The organism is Paenibacillus sp. VCA1 (assembly GCF_031583795.1).
GTDB lineage: Bacteria > Bacillota > Bacilli > Paenibacillales > Paenibacillaceae > Paenibacillus_AQ > Paenibacillus_AQ albilobatus.
In genome coordinates, this window is record NZ_JAVLSX010000006.1 from 46,988 (window position 1) to 66,529 (window position 19,542).

A 19,542-nucleotide genomic window follows, 5' to 3' on the forward strand; every position below is an offset into this window, starting at 1 on the left:
GAATGCCTTCATTTTTTTCAAACCGTAAACCGGAAAAATTACCGCAGAACCTCTACCTTCAACATGTCGGAAATGAATCGAACCGGAACATACAGCTTGTTCTGCCGCAGCACAGGCGCGGCGCCTAACGCTCTCGGAGCCGTTTTTGCGTAAGAATACGCGTCTTTCCCAACAGTTACGCTCGTCCACTGCGCTCCTTTGCGGACCTCGGCCGTTTTGGAGGATGGATTCCACTTCAATTCGTATCCAAGTTGAAGTGCGGCGTCACGCAAGGCGACCATTTCGGTACCACGCGCGTTCTTATAGGTTGCCGCTTTTTTCAAGTCCAGCTTCAGGCCGGATTCATGGTTCGTCTTGCCGGCGGATTGCCCCTTCAATGCGAAGCGGAACTCGGGCGAACCGACATACCCCGGCGCGATGCTGTATTTCGGGAACACGACCGCCAATTCTCCGTTTTCGATATAAAAGGTTTGCTCTTCGGACGTTCCTTTGTAATCTTCCAGAAAGTATTTCTCCGGATCTTTTTTCATCTGCGCGAGGATGTCCGCATCAAGCTTGGCTTTATAATCGTCCCCTAGCAGGTCGGACAGCGTAACGCGCTCGGCGGCGGCCGCATTTTTCACGTTGTACGTATCAATCCTCGGCATGCTGGTGCCGCCGGTGCTGCCTTCGGTAACGATCTCGAGCGAGATGATTCCGGCCGGAATGCCTGTTCCGGCGGATTTCAGGCTATAGGTAATGGTCAGTTCATACGGGCGGAACTCTTGATGGGCCTTCTTCGCTTTTGCGGCGGCTTCCGCCGCTTCTTTTTCCCAATTGGCCAAATCCTTTTGCGCATGCGACAACATGATGTCATTCCATTCATCCTGGTAATGCGTATCCAGCATTCCTGCCAGCTGCGGCACTTTGATATGGGCCGTCAGGTATGGGGTTGTCGATTTGAGAACTTTTTCAGATAGCGTTACGCCCTTCGCTACAGGCGCTGCCGCTTGCATATTGGCCGATACGATTGCCGGGGCTTGCACGGAAGCCATCGCATGGACCGGCAAGCCGGCGGCGCTCATTCCCAAAATGACTGCAGCACCCGCCGCGCTTAATGTAATCCGTTTCATCGTTTTCTTTTTCATATCCTGTTCCTCCGTCTCTCTATAAAAGTAAGTGTCTTTTGGCTGCACTCATGGGCTAGGACGCGGGAGAAGGGACAAAAAGTTTTAGAAAAAGAAAAAAAAGAAAAACGTCTTTCGACGTTTTTCAATCCCCCCAACGTACGGACGACCCATCCTTTATGTCATAGGCCTGCGCCCAATAGTAACCGGGAGCCGTGACCTGTCTTGGGGCAAAGCCGATCATGCCCGACGGGGAGAGTACGTTCTCGGAGTTGGCCGTAAAGGATCCTGCGGCATTAGCCGTACCGTTTACGTATTTTCCGGCCATATAGGTGAATCTCCCCCCCACTTTGGCAGCGACGGCCTTTCCGGTTTTCAAGTCGGCAACCTGCAGGGTGACGGTGGCTTTTGTTCCGTCATATTTGGTTTCCATTTTCGACACGATCATCGGTTTCAATGAAGTATGCAATGTTTTCGCCTTGATGGGATCGCTTGGAGGTCCTTCATTTCCGGAAGTGTCTACCGCCGTGATCTTATACACATATTTCGTGTCGGGGAGCAGCCCGACGTCCCGGAAGACGAGTCTAGTGGAAACTCCCGCCAAATGCGCTTCATCGAGCGGAAAGTTCGGATTGGTCCCCCGGTATATGCGATATTCCTGAACGGCGGCATTATCCCCGGCAGGACCATAGGCAACGTCGATCCGTTGATGGTCGAACGCGGTCGCCCGGAGTTCTCCCGAAACAGCTGTCGGCGGCTCCGCGTCCGGCGGCGCCTGCCAGTAAACCGCACCGGGTCCCCAGACGGAAGGAAGCCTCCGCAACGAGTCGTAGTGATGAACGGCAATGCCTCCAAAGGCCGGATTGCCCTCAAAAGCGGCGTACACTTTATCCAGCTCCGCCTCCATGTACAGCCGTCCTTCTTCATTAAAGCTGATCGTTTCGGGATCTCCGCCGTCCGCGATGTCCTTGGTTTCCACGCCGATCACGACGGAATACGGTTTTCCGATTTTATTCGCATACTCCATTTCGCCCCGCGCTTGATCGATGATTCCGACGGTGCCGTCCGCCTGATCGCGGTAATCCATGATGGAGATATAATCAAGCGTATCCTGCACGTGTTCGGAAAGCGGTTTCAAATAACCGTTCCAGGAAATATCCGTTGCGTCCGTAGAGGTGTCGAACCAGCGGGGAATCGCCGCCCCGACATGCAGGGATAACCCGGAGGCTGCCTTCCGCTCCATCAAAGCTTTCAGCATATCCAGATATTGCAGTTGGACCGAAGGTTTGTCGCTTTTAAAATCGGGAAGGCTGTACGGCTCGGTATCGATATTTACCCCATCGAACCGTTCGCGTTCGGCGGAGGACAAATTATAATTCAATATCATTTCGAACTCGGCAACCGCCTGCTGCCGGTATCTTTCATACGCCCCGAAATACGGAGGCGTCGTGCCGCCGGCTATCAAAGCCTGAACCTGATACCCGCGATCATGCGCCCACGCGATGAATTCCCGCAATTCCGCGCGTTTGTCTTCCAGCATCCGAAGCCCGTTATACTTCCCGACCGCCAAATACCAGGTTCGAACCGGGTCTTGACCGAACGTGTCCGTATCCGCGGACATCGCATCCAACACCGTCCTGGCGCCAGGGTTCAGCACAAGCGGGTAAGATTCGTTTTCCCATATCCATAACGCCCGGTCTTGGCTGTATACGTCCCGGGTTACTGTTGGAGCTTCTTCACCATCCAATACACCGTTTTTTTCATTTCTGAATTCGTTTGCCGCTTCACCGTATCGTGCCTCTACGGTCCCAACTTCGGCATCGGAGGCGGCGGAATTACGGTTACCCATCTCAACGGAGACACCGCTTTTGACATACACGGTCCGGCTGTACCCGACATTGCCGTTAACGTCCTCGGCCCTCGCCTCCAGGCTGTTGATCCGTCCCGTAACGGCTTGGGTATCCCAGGATAACGAATAACCTGAGAGGGCTGGATTGGCGTCCTTCCACTCCCCTCCGTTGATCCTGACCTGAACGCGCGCGATGCCGTTTTTGCCGGTAGCCTCGACTTTAACCGCCACTTCTCCCTGGGCCGTCTCCTGCTCCGTGGGGCTGGTCACCCGTACCTGCGGCTTATTCGTCTTCGGATTATCCACTTCGATCTGCATAAACGAAGACCAAACCACGTAACGCGTTGCCGCGTCCTTGCCTCTCGCCACGATTTCGACCGGACCGTCGTATGGTGATAAATCGACATCCGCATACCAGCTGCCTGCTTCCTCTCCTTCCATATGGGCGCTTTCAATCGAATCGCCGTTTACCGCAACTTCAATGTCGTACACCCCGCCGTAAGTCCCGGTCAGACGGGTGATCCCCGGTCCTAACTGTCCTCCCGGTCCGGCCTGATCGATCGTAATCTGCCCAGCGGCCGATACCGATGCAGGAGGGATGCAGGGGAACAGCAGAAGCACCACCAAAACCAGACAAATTCCGAGTTTGCATGAAACTTTTTTCCGGGTCCGGCTCATCACCTGTCCCTGTTTGGCTGCCATAAGTCTCTTCACTTCCTTTGCCCATAATGTGAATGACCTTGACACAGTCGGTAGAATGAAAGGAGACGGATGCGAGGTAGGTTTTTGCCGCAAAATAAAGCGCTTACTTTTTCTTATTTTGGCAGGCAGCCGGTTAGAACCTGGATCCGACAAAAAATAAGGTGCAGGACGCCGAAGTCCGCACCTTTTTCATAATTACGCTAATCTCTTTTTGGGAAATAAAAGTTATCAGGCCTGAATCTATCAGCCGGATCAGCATCCCTTATTCCTTCTTTAAGCAAAAAAGATTTATGCGCTCCATCGTAACGGCAATGAGTTTCTAGAGGTAGGGCTCGACTAATGCCTTGACCCGGTTAATCCCTTCCCACATATCGCCCGGCCCATCATACACCAATGTCATCGGGCCCTCATAACCGCTGCTTCTGACCAGATCCATGCAGCTCTTGAATTCGTCCTCATTCGGATTGCCCTCGGCGTCGGTCATGGCCTTCGCATGTATGGATTCGCTTCGCGGGATGGTCATCCCCAATTCTGCAAGCTTGCCTTCCCCGGAGAAATTGCCAAAATCCGTCGTTAACCCAAGCCCTTCACCGCACATGTCCAGCAGGGTTATGCAGTTTGCCGCCGTGGAGGTCAAAGCATGGAAGTTCTCGGTAACGATTCGGACATGCTTATCCGAGGCGTATTGGATCAGCCGCTGCAGCTGCGCCGCTGCCAACCGGACCGCGTCCTCGTCGGCAGGATCCGCATTCCCGGCAATGATACGGATCCGTTCTGCGCCGAGAGCGGAGGCGATATCGATCCACTTTTTCATCCAATTCACATCCGCTTCCCTGCGTTCTTCATCCGGGCTCGTGATATCTCCGTAATCGGCAAGCAGCGCGTACAAACGGATTCCTGATCGGGCGATCGAGTCGCGAAGCTTTTGGATATAAGCCGGACTTGTATCCGGCAGGTTGAAATGGCAGAGCTCCATCGCCTGAAAACCGTTCCTGTGCAGCAAAAAAGGCAGGTCAAGCAGCGGGATGGTTTCGGGCTGATCATCGATCGCCGTGTTTTGCATTTTCGTCTCTTCATCCCAATACGTCCAGCGGAGCGGACCCAAATTCCTGTGCAAGCTCCAAGTATTTAACGATAAAAACGGCATTCGCTATTCCTCCTTGACGGATGATTACTGCATCCTTCTTCTCAACCGAGCGCAATGCCAAAATGCTTTTGCAGCGCCTCACGGTATTCTTCGATCGTTTGCGGTATCCATGAATCGACGCCAGTGGATGTGAAGATCCTGAACTCCTCCCCCGCCACCGTGTTTCTTCCTTCCGGCGTGCGGATAAACACCATCGCGGATTGCGTAAAAATCGACTCGGGCGCATGCTCGCACCAATACGAAGCCATCGCGTAATCCTGCAGCAGCTGGGGTTCCTCGGTAAACGAATACAGCCGGCACCATTCCCCATGCTTCGATTCGCAAAGCATCCAGCCGAAAAATGGATCCCGCTCCAGTCGATAACTTTCCGTACCGATCGTCTGCTCCACCCCTTCTTCCAGCACCAGCGGACGGACGGGGACGATGCCGCCGACGCCAACATCGCACAAATACGAGCGGCCTTCCGCTTCCACCTTTAAAATATGATGCCTGCGCATGGGCGGCGGCTCCGGTTCATCACGCCAAAATCTCGCAAAGTAATGCGTGACCCGGAAGCCGAGCTCTTCCAAAAGCCAACTGAACAGCGCGTTCAACTCGAAGCAATACCCGCCGCGGCGGCGGGTGACGATTTTGTCGTATAGATTTTCCAGGCTTAGCGATAAAGGAATGCCATTGATAATGTCCAGGTTTTCATAGGGGACATGATAAATATGGCATTCTTGAAGACGCGCGAGTACGGCTGCGGTAGGTTCAACCGCTCCGTCGTACCCGATGCGTTCCAGATAAGCCGCCGCCCGCGCCGTAATGCCGGATGGGTCGGATAGGTTATTTTTCATACCGAAATAGTACCTCCAACTTCTTAGGATAACGATGCAAAGTAAATTTTCCATATGTATATGTCCATCTCCTCCCGCAACGACAAAAACCTGCCTCGATAGAATCGATGACGGCGAAAACCAAAAAGCCCAACCCCCTCGGATTTCGGGGCGTTTGGGCTCACGTGCTGCATATTTTGTTCGATCCGGCTCTTATTTAGGCAAACCGAATCGCGTAATAGATTAGACGGCAGTATACCCGCCATCCACCAGAAGACTGGTACCCGTAATAAACGAGGCATCATCGCTTGCCAGGAACAAGACGGCTTTGGCTACTTCTTCCGGTTTGCCGAGGCGTCCCATCGGATGCAGCCCGACCAGATGCTGGGTAATCGCTTCGGTTCTGCCTTTAATCAGGGGCGTATCGATGTAGCCCGGACACACCGCATTGATCCGAATGCCTTTGGCTGCATAATCCGCGCCCAGCGTTTGGGTCAGCAGCTTGACGCCGCCTTTGGCGGAAGCATACGCGGTAACGCCGGCCTTGCCGACATGGCTGTGAATAGAGCCGCAGTTGACGATCGCGCCGCCATGCCCCTGCGCAAGCATTTGTTTGATGGCGTATTTGTCGCAGAGGAAGACGCCGGTCAAGTTAATGTCGATCGTGCGCTGCCAGCTGTCGGAGGACAGCAGATCGGCCGGGCCGTCCTGCGCGATGCCCGCGTTTGCGAACAGGATGTCTAGCTTGCCGTATTTTGCGATCGTTTGCTCCACCATCTGAATGACATCCTGCTCATTCGTTACGTCTGTTTTTACGAATAATGCATCATAACCCGCTTGATTCATTTCATCGGCTACCGCTTGTCCTCGTTCCGAGAAATCGGCGATCACGACTTTGGCTCCTTCGGCGGCGAACATTCTGACGGAAGCTTCCCCGATGCCGCTTGCTCCGCCCGTTACCACGGCTACTTTATTTTCGAATTTCATTGCTCTCTCCCATTCATTATTTTAATTTTTACCGGATACGCCGGCGATCCGCCTTACATTGCCGTCGCGCCGCCGTCGATGACAAACTCGGCGCCGGTACAATAGGAAGACTCGTCGGAAGCAAGGAACACAACCATGTTCGATACTTCTTCGACCGTGCCGAACCGTCCCATCGGAGCCATTCGTTTGCCCAGCTCGGCGGCGGACATTTGGTTCACCTGCGTTGCATAATCGCCCATCGCCGTATTGATATAAGCCGGATGGATCGAGTTGACCCGCACATTGGCCGAAGCAAATTCGACCGCCGCGTCCTTCGTCATGATCCGCACAGCGCCTTTGCTGGCGCCATACGCCACATGACCCGAGGCGCCTGTCAATCCGGCGATGGAGGAGGCGTTGATGACCGAACCGCCCTTCGGCTGTTTGGCCATGATCGGCATGACATGCTTCATTCCTAGAAATACGCCGGTTACGTTAATCGAAAGCATCCGGTTCCATTCGTCCAAGCCGATATCGGCAATCGGTTTAATGAAATAAATGCCCGCATTATTGAACAGAATATCGATAGAACCAAACCGTTGAACCGCCGCGGCCGCAATTCGTTTCCAATCGTCCTCGCTGCTGACGTCATGCTTGAACGCGGCAGCTGCGCCGCCGGATTGATTGATTTCCGAAGCGGTTTGATTTACGTTGTCCATATCGATATCGGTTACGATCACTTTCGCGACTTCCTGCGCAAAACGGAGCGCCGTCGTTTTTCCGATGCCTGCTCCCGCTCCGGTAATCAGCGCGACTTTTCCTTCCAATCTCATGCGATGACTCCCTTTCTCTCATGGCATATATGAAGCTTGACCTGCAACGAAACAAAGATATCGGCCTGATTTATGCTGCAGCACGTGTTTAAGGATGTACCTCAGGCTTTACTTCTATGTTATCATTGATATAAATTAAACAAAATTTAAACATATTTAATTTCATTTAAGATCAGCTTAAATTAGTGTTTAAATTAACTATTAAGGACTGGGCAACCCTATGCATATTGAAAAACTTGAGTATTTGGTCGAGGTCGCGAAAACAGGCTCCATTTCAAAGGCCGCGCAAAACCTGCATGTCACGATCTCCGCGGTAAGCCAATCGATATCCAGCCTTGAAGAAGAATGGGGCATGACCGTTTTGAAACGGAACCGCACCGGAGCCGTCCCCACCGCCGAAGGGGCCATGATCATCAAAAAGGCGGCGGAGCTGCTGCAAAAATACGACGAATTAAAGGAAGCCGCCCAAGGCTACTCGGAGCTGGTTCAGGGGCGTCTGCGAATCGCCACGATTCCCGGACCCATGCTGCTGCTTGAACAAGCGGTGCTTGATTTCAAGAAGAAATATCCGCAGGTCAAAATCGAAATCGTTGAACAAGGCTCGCAGGACATTATCGACGACGTGCTGAACGAAAAAACCGATCTCGGCTTCATCATTCTCCACAAAAACCGGTTGATTGAGCATTTGGGGCTGGATCACGAATTGTTGCTGCGGGTTAAAATGGTTGCGGCCACCAGCATTCATTCCCCGCTCGCTTTTCAAAAAACAATTACGCCGGAAGAGCTTAAACGACAGACGGTTGTACTGTATAATGATGATTATGTGAAATGGTTTATGGACGATTTTCAGGCCAAGTTCGGACCGGCCGAGATCGTATACACCACCAACAATCGGGCACTGATCAGCCGGGCGTGCCAAAACCATTTGGCGGTCACCGTCGGGCTGAACTATTCGTTCATTTACGAACCGATTTCGGACACCGTAATCCTGGATTTTGACTTCCCGCAGCAAAGTCCCGTTTTTCTGGGCGTCATTCAGCGGAAGGAACATCATTCGACCGCAATTTCCCGGCACTTTCTGAATCGCATCAAACATGATATTTCCGGATTGCAGCATCAGTTATAAGTTCGATTGGCATGAAGCAGGAGGATAAACGCCGCAATGAATTTCACTTCCATTATTCTAGGATTGATTTTATTTCTGAATTTTATTTTCGCCATGGTCGTCGTTTTTAAGGAACGCCGCGACCCCGGAGCGACTTGGGCTTGGCTGCTCGTGCTTTCGTTTATTCCGATTGCCGGATTCCTCTTGTACCTGCTGTTTGCGCAAAATTTCAGGCATGTCCGGTTGTTCCATTGGGATGATTTGAAAAAGATCGGCGTGAAAGAAATCATTTTGGAGCAACTGGAGCGGATCCAGACGGGCAGCTTCCGTTTTTATAACGAATCGGCAAGCAAATACCGCGACATGATTTACATGTATCTGAAAAACAATCATTCGATGTTTACCGAGGAAAACGCGGTGGACATCATTACGGACGGTCAGGAGAAATTCGACAAGCTTTTCAAGGACATTGACGGGGCCAAAGATTATATCCACATCCAGTATTACATTATCCAGAACGACGTTCTCGGAAAAAAACTGATCCATCTCCTTACCCAAAAAGCCAGGCAGGGCGTCAAAGTCAGGGTCCTCTACGACCAGTTGGGCTCAAGAAAGCTGACGAAAAGGTTTTTTCGCGAGTTCCGGGCCGCCGGGGGGCTTGCCGAGGCGTTTTTCCCTTCACGGCTGCGTTTGATCAACTTCCGATTGAACTACCGCAACCACCGGAAGCTGGTCATTATAGACGGCGAAATCGGCTATGTCGGCGGTTTTAACGTTGGGGACGAATATTTGGGCCTGAATTCAAAGTTCGGATATTGGCGTGACACTCACTTGCGGATTATCGGTTCGGCCGTGTACGCCCTGCAAATTCGCTTTATTTTGGACTGGAACCAGGCATCGCACCATCATCCGATTACATATTCGCCGAACCTGTTTCCGGAGGTCGCGCCGTGCGGGCGGGTCGGCATGCAGATCGTGACGAGCGGGCCGGATTCGGAGCTTGAACATATCAAAAACGGATACATAAAAATGATTTCCTCCGCGAAAAAAACGATCCATATCCAGACCCCCTACTTCATTCCGGACGCCAGCGTGCTGGACGCATTGCGGATTGCGGTGCTTTCGGGCGTCGAGGTGAAAATCATGATCCCGGACAAACCGGATCATATATTCGTTTATTGGGCGACGTATTCGTATATCGGGGAACTGCTGCGGGTCGGCGCTACCGTATACCTGTACAATAACGGGTTTATCCATTCCAAAACGATCGTCATCGACGAGGAAATCGCTTCGGTCGGCACGGCCAACATCGATTTCCGCAGCTTTAAGTTGAATTTCGAGGTCAATGCGTTCTTGTACGATGACCGGATCTCGAAAAAACTAACGGACATGTTCGAAGAGGATTTGCGTGTTTCCCGGCAGCTGACGCTGCAGGAATACCAGCTCCGGCCGAGATGGATTCGGATCAAAGAAGGCATATCGCGGCTGCTGTCGCCGATCCTGTAAAAAAGAGCTCCCCCTTGCGCTTGCGGGGCAGCTCTTTTTTTAGATGCATTATTTCATCTCAATGGATTCGTTGATTTTCGCCCAGGCAGGCTGACCGACCAGCCCCAAACGCCAGAAGGCGACTCCTTTGAGGTCATAACGTTTGGCAAGTCCGATTTTGTCGTTGACCGTACCGGCGTTTTCACTGCCTAGCGAAATCCCCAGAATCAACTTATCCTTCGTCGTTTCCTTCAGCGCTAGACGGATGGCTTCGTCCACTTGCTTAAGCGGTTCCGGGCCTTTTTCCTGTTCAAACGCATAGGCCATGATCACCAGATCATCCGCCAAGCCGGACAATGTTTTGTAGTCGTAACCTGCATAGGAGCTGTTCAGCGGATGAAGGACAAGCGTCAGCTTAATGCCGGCCGCGCGGGCTTTGGCGGAAAGATTTTTCACGAATGCGTTGTAATCGGACTTCGCCTTGCTTTTGTCCCCGGTCAAACCGAGCCCTTCCAAGTCCAGGGCGATGCCTTTAAAACCTTTGCCCGACGCCGCTTCGACGATCTGCGAGACCGTTTTTTCCTGCAGCGCCCGGTCTTCCAGGTTTTTCGTCAACTCGCCGCTGGAATCCACGGAATACACCATCAAATACGGCGATGTTCCCTGACGGTCGGCATCCTGAATGATCGATTCCGGCGTAACATCGCCTGCGGCCTGCGGCCACTTATACTCCTTGCCCTCCATCGTGAATTGTCCTGTTGAATCGATCCGGCTCCATCCGAAGGCTACCGAATCGAACGACGGCACAAACGCCCGTTCATCGAAGGAAGACAGCGCGTAAAATCCCAGCGTGTACATGTCCTTCCGCGGCGACGTGATCGACACGGTTTGCGACGGCTGATCCCAGGCCACCCCGGCGCCGAACTGCTGGCTAAAAAAGCTGAGCGGGATCATGGTGCTGTTGCGGATCGATTGCGGGGCGCTTGCGAGAGGCACGCTCTTCCCGTCGACCACGGCATTTTTGCTCCCGATCGTCAGCACGACCTGTTTGGAGGAGCCGTCCCCGTTTTGCTTCGTTGCGGTAATTTTTTGTTCCTTCTGGTTCCAAACGATCTGAATGCCCAGCGCCTCGGAAATCGCCCGGAAAGGCACCATCGTCGTCCCTTTCAGGACGGTCGGCTCCACCGGAAAAAATAACGGATAGCCGTCCAGCATGATGCTCACTTTACCTGCCGCCTTCGCCGCATCCGCAGGAATGGCCGCAAGCGAACCGGCAAGCAGTGCGGAGCTTAACAAAATTTTCGCTATAACCTTCATCTTCGGTTCTCCTATGATCTGTAATATAGTTTGTTTTACTAGATTGCTAGATTTACTATATCACGATCCGGAATACCATTTCCACCCAATCAAGGTTAATGCAGGGGGCTCCCCTCCCTACGTTCCTTTAGGGACATTCGCGGATTTTTTGCATAATATACCGGGTAAAGCATCCAAATCATTCAAAGGACGTGAGGCTGCAGCATGATCTCCTACATGGATTTTACTTCCCCATCGATTCAATTCTTCTACGATCTAAATAACAACACTTTTTTCAAAAAGGACGCCCGAAATTTTATTAATATGCTTTCGGTCAATCAGTTAAACACCCTTGGCAACGTATCGCTCCTCGATATATATTTGAGCAAATCGAACGTGGTTGAACCCCATCTTCATCAAAATGCTTCCGAGCTGGTTTACCTCATTTCCGGCGCGGCCGTCGTGTCGCTCATTAATCCTTTTACGAAAAAGCTGATCAATATCCCGATTGCCCCCGGACAAGTGGCGAACGTGCCGCAAGGATGGTGGCATTACGAAATCGCGACTGCGGACGATACGCATCTTTTGGCGATATTCGACGCTCCGGTTCCCGAATTTATCGGCGGATCGGATTTGCTGCGGCTGACGCCTGCCGAAGTTTTCTCGCATACGTACTGCCTGAATGAAGAGCAGGTCAAAGCTACGCTTGCTCCCATCAAGGATACGGTATTCATCGGACCGCCCAACGATTGCGTTCGTACCGCACCAAAACGTCAAATGATCGGAAACGGCGGGCAGATTGGACGATAATCCCGGGTCACTCAAGTACATCTATTTTCACATGCCAGGCGATCCCGAAAAAGCTCGGGTCATAGAGACCGTGAGGAATATGCCTCTGATTAAAAAGACCTAAAGCGAATATCGCTTCAGATCTCTGTTGATTCAGCGTTATTTGGTTTCTCCCTTGACCGCGAAATCAGAAATCAATCCCGTTTCAGCGGAACGCGTTTCATAAACAAGCCGATCACGAAACCGAGCAGAGCGATGATCATGCCGAACATAAAGGCATGCGATACGCCAGCCGTCAAAGAGTCGACCATGTTGCCGCCCGGATGGGATTCCGCATAACGCTCCTGACCTGCGGTCATAATGCTTACGGCTACGGCGGTCCCGATCGCGCCCGCCACCTGCTGAAGGGTGTTCATAATCGCGGTTCCGTCCGGATAAAATTGCCGCGGCAGCTGATTCAGCCCGTTGGTCTGCGCAGGCATCATCACCATCGAAATGCCGATCATCAAACAAGAATGCAGCACGATGATGAGGAACGCGGCGGATGCGGCCGTCACGCCCGAGAAAAACCAAAGCGCTGCGGCAGCCACAAGGAATCCGGGGAAGACAAGCCATTTCGGACCGTATTTGTCAAACAGGCGGCCCATGACTGGCGACATGAGACCGTTAACGATTCCTCCGGGCAGCATGATCAGCCCCGCGTAAAACGCCGACTTGCCGAACCCTCCTTGCAGGAACAGCGGCAGCACCAGCATGGACGATAAAATGATCATCATGCAGATAAAGACCATAATGACGCCGACCGTAAACATCGGATATTTGAAGGCCCGCAGGTTGATCATCGGCTTCTTCATTCGCATTTGACGCCAGCCGAACAAGATCAATGCCGCTGCGCCGATGATCAGGGACGCGATAACTTTCGGGCTCGTCCAGCCTCCGCCTTCGCCGGCGCTGCTGAAGCCGAACACGATGCCGCCGAAGCCGATCGTCGATAAAATAATCGACAACAGATCGATTTTCGGTTTGGTGATGGTCGACACGTTTTGCATGAACAGGATGCCGCAAACTAACGCCAATACAAGAAACGGCAGCGACAACCAGAAAATCCAGTGCCAGCTGAGGTTCTCGATTAACAGTCCCGCGATCGTCGGTCCCACCGCAGGCGCGAACATAATGACCAGGCCGATGATGCCCATGGCGGCGCCCCGTTTTTCAGCGGGGAAAATAACCAAAATCGTGTTGAACATCAGCGGCAGCATGATGCCCGTCCCAACCGCTTGAACGACGCGGGCGAGCAGCAGCAGTTCAAAATTCGGCGCCAGCGCCGCAATCAAACAACCGGCAATCGAAAAAATAAGCGCGGTGATAAAAAGCTGTCGAGTCGAAAACCATTGCAGCAGCAGGCCGGATACCGGCACCAAAATGCCCAGCGTCAGCAGATAACCGGTCGTCAGCCATTGAGCCGTGGACGGAGCGATGTGCAGCACCTGCATCAGATCGTTTAAGGCGACATTCAGCGCCGTTTCGCTGAACATCCCGATAAATCCGCTAATGAGAAGCGCCACCATAATAGGGATGACTTTAAATTGTTTATTCGAGCTTGCTGTTGTATGTGTATTCTGCATGGCTGCTTCCACAATGCCTAACCTCCATATGTCTGTTTTTATCTCTATTTGTTATTATCCTTCTCTATGATCTCTATCTTTTCTGTCGCACCGTCTTGCAGCACACGTTCCACCAATATCCCCATGTACTTGGACGCGATACGAATCGGGCCGGTGTCCCGATTCGTCATGGCAATGATGAGCGAGCCTTCCAGCATGGATAACACGACCGTAGCCGTCTCCTCCGCACGACGGGTATCGAGCCCTGCCGATTGCAGCCGCCGGGTTACGAGCATCCGCCACTCGTCAATCGCAGCCTGACACGCCTCCCGCAGCGATAAGCTGACGGATGACGTTTCAACCGCATTCCAAAAGCTGAGCGGAGTAAATCCCTCAAAGTTCGAGTGCTCCGCATCCTCGGCCATCATTTCGATGTGGTGCTGTATCGCTTTTGCCGGACTTGCATATCGGTCGAATGCTTCTTCCCATTTGCCGGAAACCTTCCGTTTGATCTGCTCGATACACTCTCGCGCGAGCTCCTCTTTCCCCTCCGGAAAATAGTAGTAGAGCGAGCCTTTGGGACAATGGCTTTCTTTTATGATTTGATTTAATCCCGTTCCATGATATCCTTGCGTCGAAAACAGCCGGGAAGCCGTTTCGACGATAGATTCACGTGAGTTCGTTTTTCCTGCCATGGTGGCGAGGACCTCCTTTCCGTTAAATTATAACGAACGGTCTACATATTATAGCTGACAGCAGACCTTCATTGTCAACGATTTTTTTCTATGAAATATTTCCTTGCGACCGGCTATACTTGTGCGAACCGATGATTCAACGGTCTATTCCAGATAAAAAAACGGCTGCCCGTCTATAAAATAGACAAGCAGCCGTATGGCATTTTCATATGAGACCGGACCTCATTCCTCCGGACGTTTTCCGGCATCCATTCCGGAACCCGACACGGTCATTACCGGTTTAACGGTCAGATCGCTATGTACGCGGATTTGGCATGACAGCCGGATATTCGGCTCGGCAATGCCTTTGGCCGCAAGGATGGCTGCTTCGGCTTCACCTATGGCGCCGGCATCCCCTTCGATCACTTCCACGCGGCAGGTCGTGCATCTCGCATTGCCGCCGCAGCGATGCAGAATATCCACGCCGTTATCTTCTAAAGCTAGTACCAGTTTTTGCCCGTCGGCCGCTTCAATGGCTTGTTTTCCTTCAACATGAATCGTTGGCATTTTGGAATCACTTCCTTTTCTCTGCATAGATTTTTAGCATCATTCGGACGGAACGATGCATGAATCTTTATTATTGCGTGAGTACGAACAATTTTCAATAGCTGCTTTCAACGGAGTTCATGACGACGATGGCTCATGATACCGGCTTAGGCGGTTTTCACAATGAACTCAAGGTTTACCCGGCAATATTGGACTTGATACCGATGATTTGCTGGAAATACGGGTTAAGTTGACGCAGGAAATCGGAGCACAAGAGCGATGGGAGGAATGATTCGTATCCGTAGCGTCTCTCAACAGCAAAATGAGGCCGTCCTCAAGATCTAAGATCTTTTGGGACGGCCTCTTGTTTTTCTGTCATTTCAAAGTTAAAAAAGAAGATCTTTGGCGTATTGCTCCCCTTCGAGCAAATCGTATTCAACCAATCGGTAATCGTTCAGCAGTGACTGCTGCTCAGGCGTTAATTGGGAAACGACGCCCGAAGCTCCCACCAGAACATGTTTGTTCAATCCCGGAATTTCGGATTTAACTTTCTCCAGCAGTTTGTAATACGGAGGAAGCTGCTGCCCGCTCAATTGGAATAACGTCGGTCCGATAAAAGCAGGACTGATCGTACCTACCGGCTGCTTTCCGATATCGAAGTTCGCCATATAAATGAGTTTCGTTTCGTGCTTTAATCTCGGGTTCGTATCCCAGCCCGCCTGCGTATAAATTCCTGCGGACAAGGCCGGCAGATGGTCTCCCCAAAATACGACGATCGTCGGGCGCTTGATTTTCTTCAATTCCCCGCTTAAATAAGCCAGGGCTTCGTCCGTCAATTTCGTATCATGCACGTACGTTTCCATTTCGTCCTTATATTCCGGTTTTACGCCCCCGACAGTGATGGTGTTGGAGCCGTTCAACCCTTTTGTGAACGGGAAGTGGTTTTGCATGGTAACCAAATGCAGGAACGTCGGTTTGTCCGATGCCTGTAGCTCGCGAACCGCTTCTTTTACCGCAGCCATGTCCGAAATGTATCCGTTAGGCGTATAACGTTCCGCATTTTCCATATCCTTTTCGCTTGTAAATTGATCGAAGCCAAGAATCGGATATACCCGGTTCCGGTTATAAAACGTATCGTCAAACGGATGAAGGGCTTTGGTTTGATAACCTTTGTCCTTTAATATGCTGACAATCGACGGCAGCGTTGACATTTTGACGATCCGCTGCTGATAAGGGATGGAACCGTCCTTGAGAAAATACATCGACAACCCGGTCAACGCTTCGAATTCGATGTTGGCTGTATTACCGCCAAACTCAGGAGACAGCATGAATCCGGACGGCGTCGCATGCTCCTGCTGATGGATAAACTTCAACGGATCCTCGCTGAATGTATAAGTCGGCAGCCGGGTAGGGTCAAAAAAGGCTTCATCCATCATATACATGACGTTCGGCTGTTCCGCCGGCGTTTTTCCATCGGCTTGGACCGGCATATCCCGATATTTTTGCGCAACGGCTTCAATCGCTTCTTTGCTGTAACCTTCCGGTTTTTCCATCAGTTTCTGGTTCAGGTTGCCGGCAAATGCATACACGAAACCGTTCTGCGAATAATTGACCTTCTGATTCCATGGAATGTTTTGATAGTTCATCGATGTTGCGAGCGCGGTTTGACTTCCGACCATTTGGATAAAACCCGCAATCATCAACACGGATACGACGATCATGGCAAGCCGCAGCGGCAGTTGAACCTTGAGCTTAGGAAGTTTGAACATAAGATACACGAGGGAAGCCACGACAACGATGGTGATGATAATGGCCGTCGGCGAGATCATCCCGTGGGTAATTTTCGTCATTTCCTTGGCGTTTTTGACTTGCATCAAATCCCATGGAAACAGCGGTTCGCCCGTTGTGCCCAGCTTTTTATAGTTGGCCACCGCAAGAATGCAGCATACCAGAAACGCAAGCAGCGCGCCGGAATACACATTCGGAACGATGGCGGCAAACACGAGCAGCACAAAAAAGAAAAACAAGCTCCCGGAAATATAAAGCCAATAGTAATTCGAAATCCAGGCGAAAACGCTCCCCAAATCCATACCGAGCGACGCGGCCTGCATGATGAAATTCAACACAAAACCGCCAAAGAAAAGGGTAAGCAGGGTTGCTCCCAAACGCTTTGATGGCTTAAACATTTGATGCACGTATATCCTCTCCCATCTATCTAGGCGGATATTATACAATAATTATCTTAAAAGAACATTAAAAAAGGCTGAGCTTCGAAAATCGAAGGTCCACCTTTTCAAATGTGCTCTTTATTGGACACTTTGATGCGTTTAGATAGATTTTTCTGATGGAGCCGCTAATATACGTTTCCGCATACCGGGCATCGTTCGCCTGATGTTTCGGACGAGCTATTTTCGCTTCATCGATCGGATCAGCTGCTTCGTTTCAGAGTTCACACGGGTCGATTCGATAATTTTTTGCAGCGCTTTGTTATAGGTAAAATCGTCAACGGTACTGTTTTGCAGATACACCATGGTTGGTTCCGGCAGATGGACATAACACATGGACAACGCCCAGGCTACCGCCATACGGACATAATAAGCCTCATGCCGGATCCGATCCAAAATTCGAAGCACGCGGTCAATGTACGCCTCATCGATATAATAGTTCAACAGCATGACCACGCCGAACCGGATCTCATACTCGTGTTGGGATTGCAAATAGGGTTGAAGGAAATCCCACACCAGCGTTTGGTTGGACTTGGCGAACTTCAGGCCGGCGCAAAACGTATCGCATACCGACCAATTGTCGATTTTGGGGACAAACGAAGCGATCAGCTCCAGCTTTTCGGCTGGATCGGCTTTCTCGTTTGCAATCAGAATCCCCTGCAGCATCACTTCCTCAAAATACTCGGCTGAAGCATGCCGCAAATAAGCGCGCCGGTCTTCCTCGGCCATACGCTTGGCCAATTTACGAAGCTCAGGGATCCGGACGCCCAACAGGTTGGACACGCCCGGAATTAGCGATGACGCAAACCTCTGATATTCCGGCTCGGCCAGTTCCAACAGTGTTTCGCGTATTGCCGCCGTTTTCATCATACATCTCCTTCCTATTCGTAAGATATTTCCCAAAGATAGATTGATGCGACGGAACCGTACGGTGAATAAAGCTCCCGGTAACGGTCGAACTCCTTCTTCGTCAAACCGTCCAATCCGTATAACTTCATCATTCCGCGCCGGATCGCGACATCTCCCCAACTGACCACATCGGGTCGCTCCAAGGCGTGCAGCAGCAGCATTTCAGCCGTCCAAACCCCGATACCGTCAAGGGACGTCAGTCTTCGGACAACCTCGGTGTCGGGAAGAAGCGCCAGCTCGTCGAGGTCAAGCTCGCCGCTTTCCATGCGGCAAGCGGTCCGATAAATGCAAGCCGCTTTTTTCATGGTCAAACCGCATGCCCGAAGTTCCTCCGGGGACTGCGCCGCAATCGAGGGAGGATCGATTCGGCCGAACCGGGCAACCATCCGTTCCCAGACGGATTGAGCCGCCTTGACGGAAATGAGCTGGCCGACGACAGCTTGGGCCAATGCCTTAAACAAGTCCGGCGTCGTGGGACGTTTGAGGAATCCGATTCTGTCCATGGCTGCGCCAAAAACGGGATCCGCTCCCCGGAGAGCCGTCATTTCGATCTCTCCATATTGAAAGAACGTCGTGCTTTCGCTTAACATGCGGCGCCCGCCTTTCTTTTCGATCCATTCGCTTAACCATCGTTAGGGCTCAAACCCCTGTTGGCTGATGAACACCTGTTCCGGGGGAAATGTTTCAAGGAACCGGTCATACACGTACCGGTAAGCTTCCCGACCGTACCACTCCTTCAGTCCCATTTCCCCGTACAGCCGTTCGATGCCCAAACTGCGGGTACGCCGCCCTCCGCTTCCATCACCCATGAAATAATCGTCGATGCAGATCCGTTCGACAAGCGGTCGCAATTTGTGGGGGAAACCGTCCGTGCACGGAAGCACGGGCGCAATCGTAGCCTGCGTTGGAACGCCCGCTTCTTTGAGCAGCTTCAGCGTTCGAAGCCGGGCTTCAATGGCCGGGGTGCCCGGCGTAAATTGCCGCCGAACATCCTCCCTGTCCGTTTCCACGGTCATGCTGACCCTTACGCGATTCCCCAGCCGAACCAGCAGATCGATATCCCTTTTCACAAGGGGACTTCGGGTCTGTACGAGCAAAAAGTCAGGGGGATCGTTTGCCATGACCTCCAGCAAGGAGCGCGTAATGCCTGCCTTCGCTTCCGCCGGTTGGTACGGGTCCGTGCTCGAGGACATAAAAATCGTAACGGGACCGTTGTTTCGGGCTCTCTTAAGCTCTTTGCGGAATACGTCCGCCGCTCCGTCCTTGGCGTCCACCCACGTCCCCCATTCCTGGTCGCGAAAGGTTGCCACGGGCATGCGCCGGACATAGCAATAGGAGCAGCCAAACGAACATCCCGCATAGGGGTTCAGCGAGTGACTGTATCCGGATAAAAACCCCGTTCCTTTGTTCAGCATAGACTTCGGCGTTTTATGTTCCAGAGTATAGGCCATGGCTTCTTCCCCCCTTTTTATGCATTCCGTATGGCATCAT

The 19,542-nt window shown here is 51.9% G+C and carries 17 protein-coding genes; 3 read left to right on the plus strand and 14 right to left on the minus strand.

The window, feature by feature from the left end:
- Nucleotides 1-38: 38 nt before the first annotated feature.
- The 6 genes from RJP21_RS14770 to RJP21_RS14795 all read right to left on the minus strand — a co-directional run bounded on the left by RJP21_RS14770 (nt 39) and on the right by RJP21_RS14795 (nt 7,418).
- Nucleotides 39-1,127, minus strand: coding sequence for a stalk domain-containing protein (locus RJP21_RS14770; protein WP_310859936.1), 1,089 nt, complete (start codon nt 1,125-1,127; stop codon nt 39-41).
- 124 nt (nt 1,128-1,251) lie between these two features.
- The gene (locus tag RJP21_RS14775) at nt 1,252-3,657 is read right to left on the minus strand and encodes an Ig-like domain-containing protein (protein ID WP_310859937.1); all 2,406 of its coding nucleotides are present in this window, start codon (nt 3,655-3,657) and stop codon (nt 1,252-1,254) included.
- Between the two features lie 319 nt (nt 3,658-3,976).
- Complete coding sequence (locus RJP21_RS14780; RefSeq protein ID WP_310859938.1) at nt 3,977-4,804, minus strand: sugar phosphate isomerase/epimerase family protein; 828 nt, start codon at nt 4,802-4,804, stop codon at nt 3,977-3,979.
- A gap of 41 nt (nt 4,805-4,845) precedes the next feature.
- Nucleotides 4,846-5,640, minus strand: coding sequence for an arylamine N-acetyltransferase family protein (locus tag RJP21_RS14785; RefSeq protein ID WP_310859939.1), 795 nt, complete (start codon nt 5,638-5,640; stop codon nt 4,846-4,848).
- A gap of 222 nt (nt 5,641-5,862) precedes the next feature.
- Nucleotides 5,863-6,606, minus strand: a complete 744-nt coding sequence (locus tag RJP21_RS14790) for an SDR family NAD(P)-dependent oxidoreductase (RefSeq protein ID WP_160038363.1) — start codon at nt 6,604-6,606, stop codon at nt 5,863-5,865.
- A 53-nt stretch (nt 6,607-6,659) separates the two neighbouring features.
- Nucleotides 6,660-7,418: an SDR family NAD(P)-dependent oxidoreductase gene (locus RJP21_RS14795; RefSeq protein ID WP_310859940.1), complete on the minus strand. Its 759-nt coding sequence runs from the start codon at nt 7,416-7,418 to the stop codon at nt 6,660-6,662.
- A 220-nt stretch (nt 7,419-7,638) separates the two neighbouring features.
- Here RJP21_RS14795 and RJP21_RS14800 point away from each other — a divergent pair, with 220 nt between their 5' ends.
- On the plus strand, nt 7,639-8,544 hold the full coding sequence (locus RJP21_RS14800; protein ID WP_310859941.1) for a LysR family transcriptional regulator: 906 nt from the start codon (nt 7,639-7,641) through the stop codon (nt 8,542-8,544).
- 36 nt (nt 8,545-8,580) lie between these two features.
- Nucleotides 8,581-10,029 (plus strand): cardiolipin synthase, encoded by a 1,449-nt coding sequence (gene cls, locus RJP21_RS14805; RefSeq protein ID WP_160038357.1) that lies wholly within the window; start codon nt 8,581-8,583, stop codon nt 10,027-10,029.
- Between the two features lie 48 nt (nt 10,030-10,077).
- Here the strand turns inward: cls and RJP21_RS14810 are convergent, their stop codons facing one another.
- Nucleotides 10,078-11,325, minus strand: a complete 1,248-nt coding sequence (locus RJP21_RS14810) for a stalk domain-containing protein (protein WP_310859942.1) — start codon at nt 11,323-11,325, stop codon at nt 10,078-10,080.
- Nucleotides 11,326-11,541: 216 nt separating this feature from the next.
- Between RJP21_RS14810 and RJP21_RS14815 the strand changes: the two genes are divergently transcribed.
- On the plus strand, nt 11,542-12,114 hold the full coding sequence (locus tag RJP21_RS14815) for a cupin domain-containing protein (protein ID WP_397386225.1): 573 nt from the start codon (nt 11,542-11,544) through the stop codon (nt 12,112-12,114).
- A gap of 173 nt (nt 12,115-12,287) precedes the next feature.
- On the opposite strand, the gene RJP21_RS14820 is transcribed toward RJP21_RS14815, so the two are convergent.
- From RJP21_RS14820 to RJP21_RS14850, 7 genes are all read right to left on the minus strand, one after another.
- Complete coding sequence (locus tag RJP21_RS14820) at nt 12,288-13,718, minus strand: DHA2 family efflux MFS transporter permease subunit (RefSeq protein WP_310860265.1); 1,431 nt, start codon at nt 13,716-13,718, stop codon at nt 12,288-12,290.
- Between the two features lie 44 nt (nt 13,719-13,762).
- On the minus strand, nt 13,763-14,392 hold the full coding sequence (locus RJP21_RS14825; protein WP_310859944.1) for a TetR/AcrR family transcriptional regulator: 630 nt from the start codon (nt 14,390-14,392) through the stop codon (nt 13,763-13,765).
- 222 nt (nt 14,393-14,614) lie between these two features.
- Nucleotides 14,615-14,938: a 2Fe-2S iron-sulfur cluster-binding protein gene (locus tag RJP21_RS14830; RefSeq protein ID WP_310859945.1), complete on the minus strand. Its 324-nt coding sequence runs from the start codon at nt 14,936-14,938 to the stop codon at nt 14,615-14,617.
- Nucleotides 14,939-15,303: 365 nt separating this feature from the next.
- The gene (locus RJP21_RS14835) at nt 15,304-17,103 is read right to left on the minus strand and encodes an LTA synthase family protein (RefSeq protein WP_310860266.1); all 1,800 of its coding nucleotides are present in this window, start codon (nt 17,101-17,103) and stop codon (nt 15,304-15,306) included.
- 219 nt (nt 17,104-17,322) lie between these two features.
- A complete protein-coding gene (locus RJP21_RS14840; protein WP_310859946.1) occupies nt 17,323-18,012 on the minus strand; it encodes a DNA alkylation repair protein in 690 nt (229 codons plus the stop codon).
- An 11-nt stretch (nt 18,013-18,023) separates the two neighbouring features.
- Entirely contained in the window at nt 18,024-18,641 is a 618-nt protein-coding gene (locus tag RJP21_RS14845; protein WP_310859947.1) for a DNA-3-methyladenine glycosylase family protein, read from the minus strand.
- A 42-nt stretch (nt 18,642-18,683) separates the two neighbouring features.
- Nucleotides 18,684-19,502, minus strand: a complete 819-nt coding sequence (locus RJP21_RS14850) for an SPL family radical SAM protein (RefSeq protein WP_310859948.1) — start codon at nt 19,500-19,502, stop codon at nt 18,684-18,686.
- Nucleotides 19,503-19,542 lie beyond the last annotated feature (40 nt).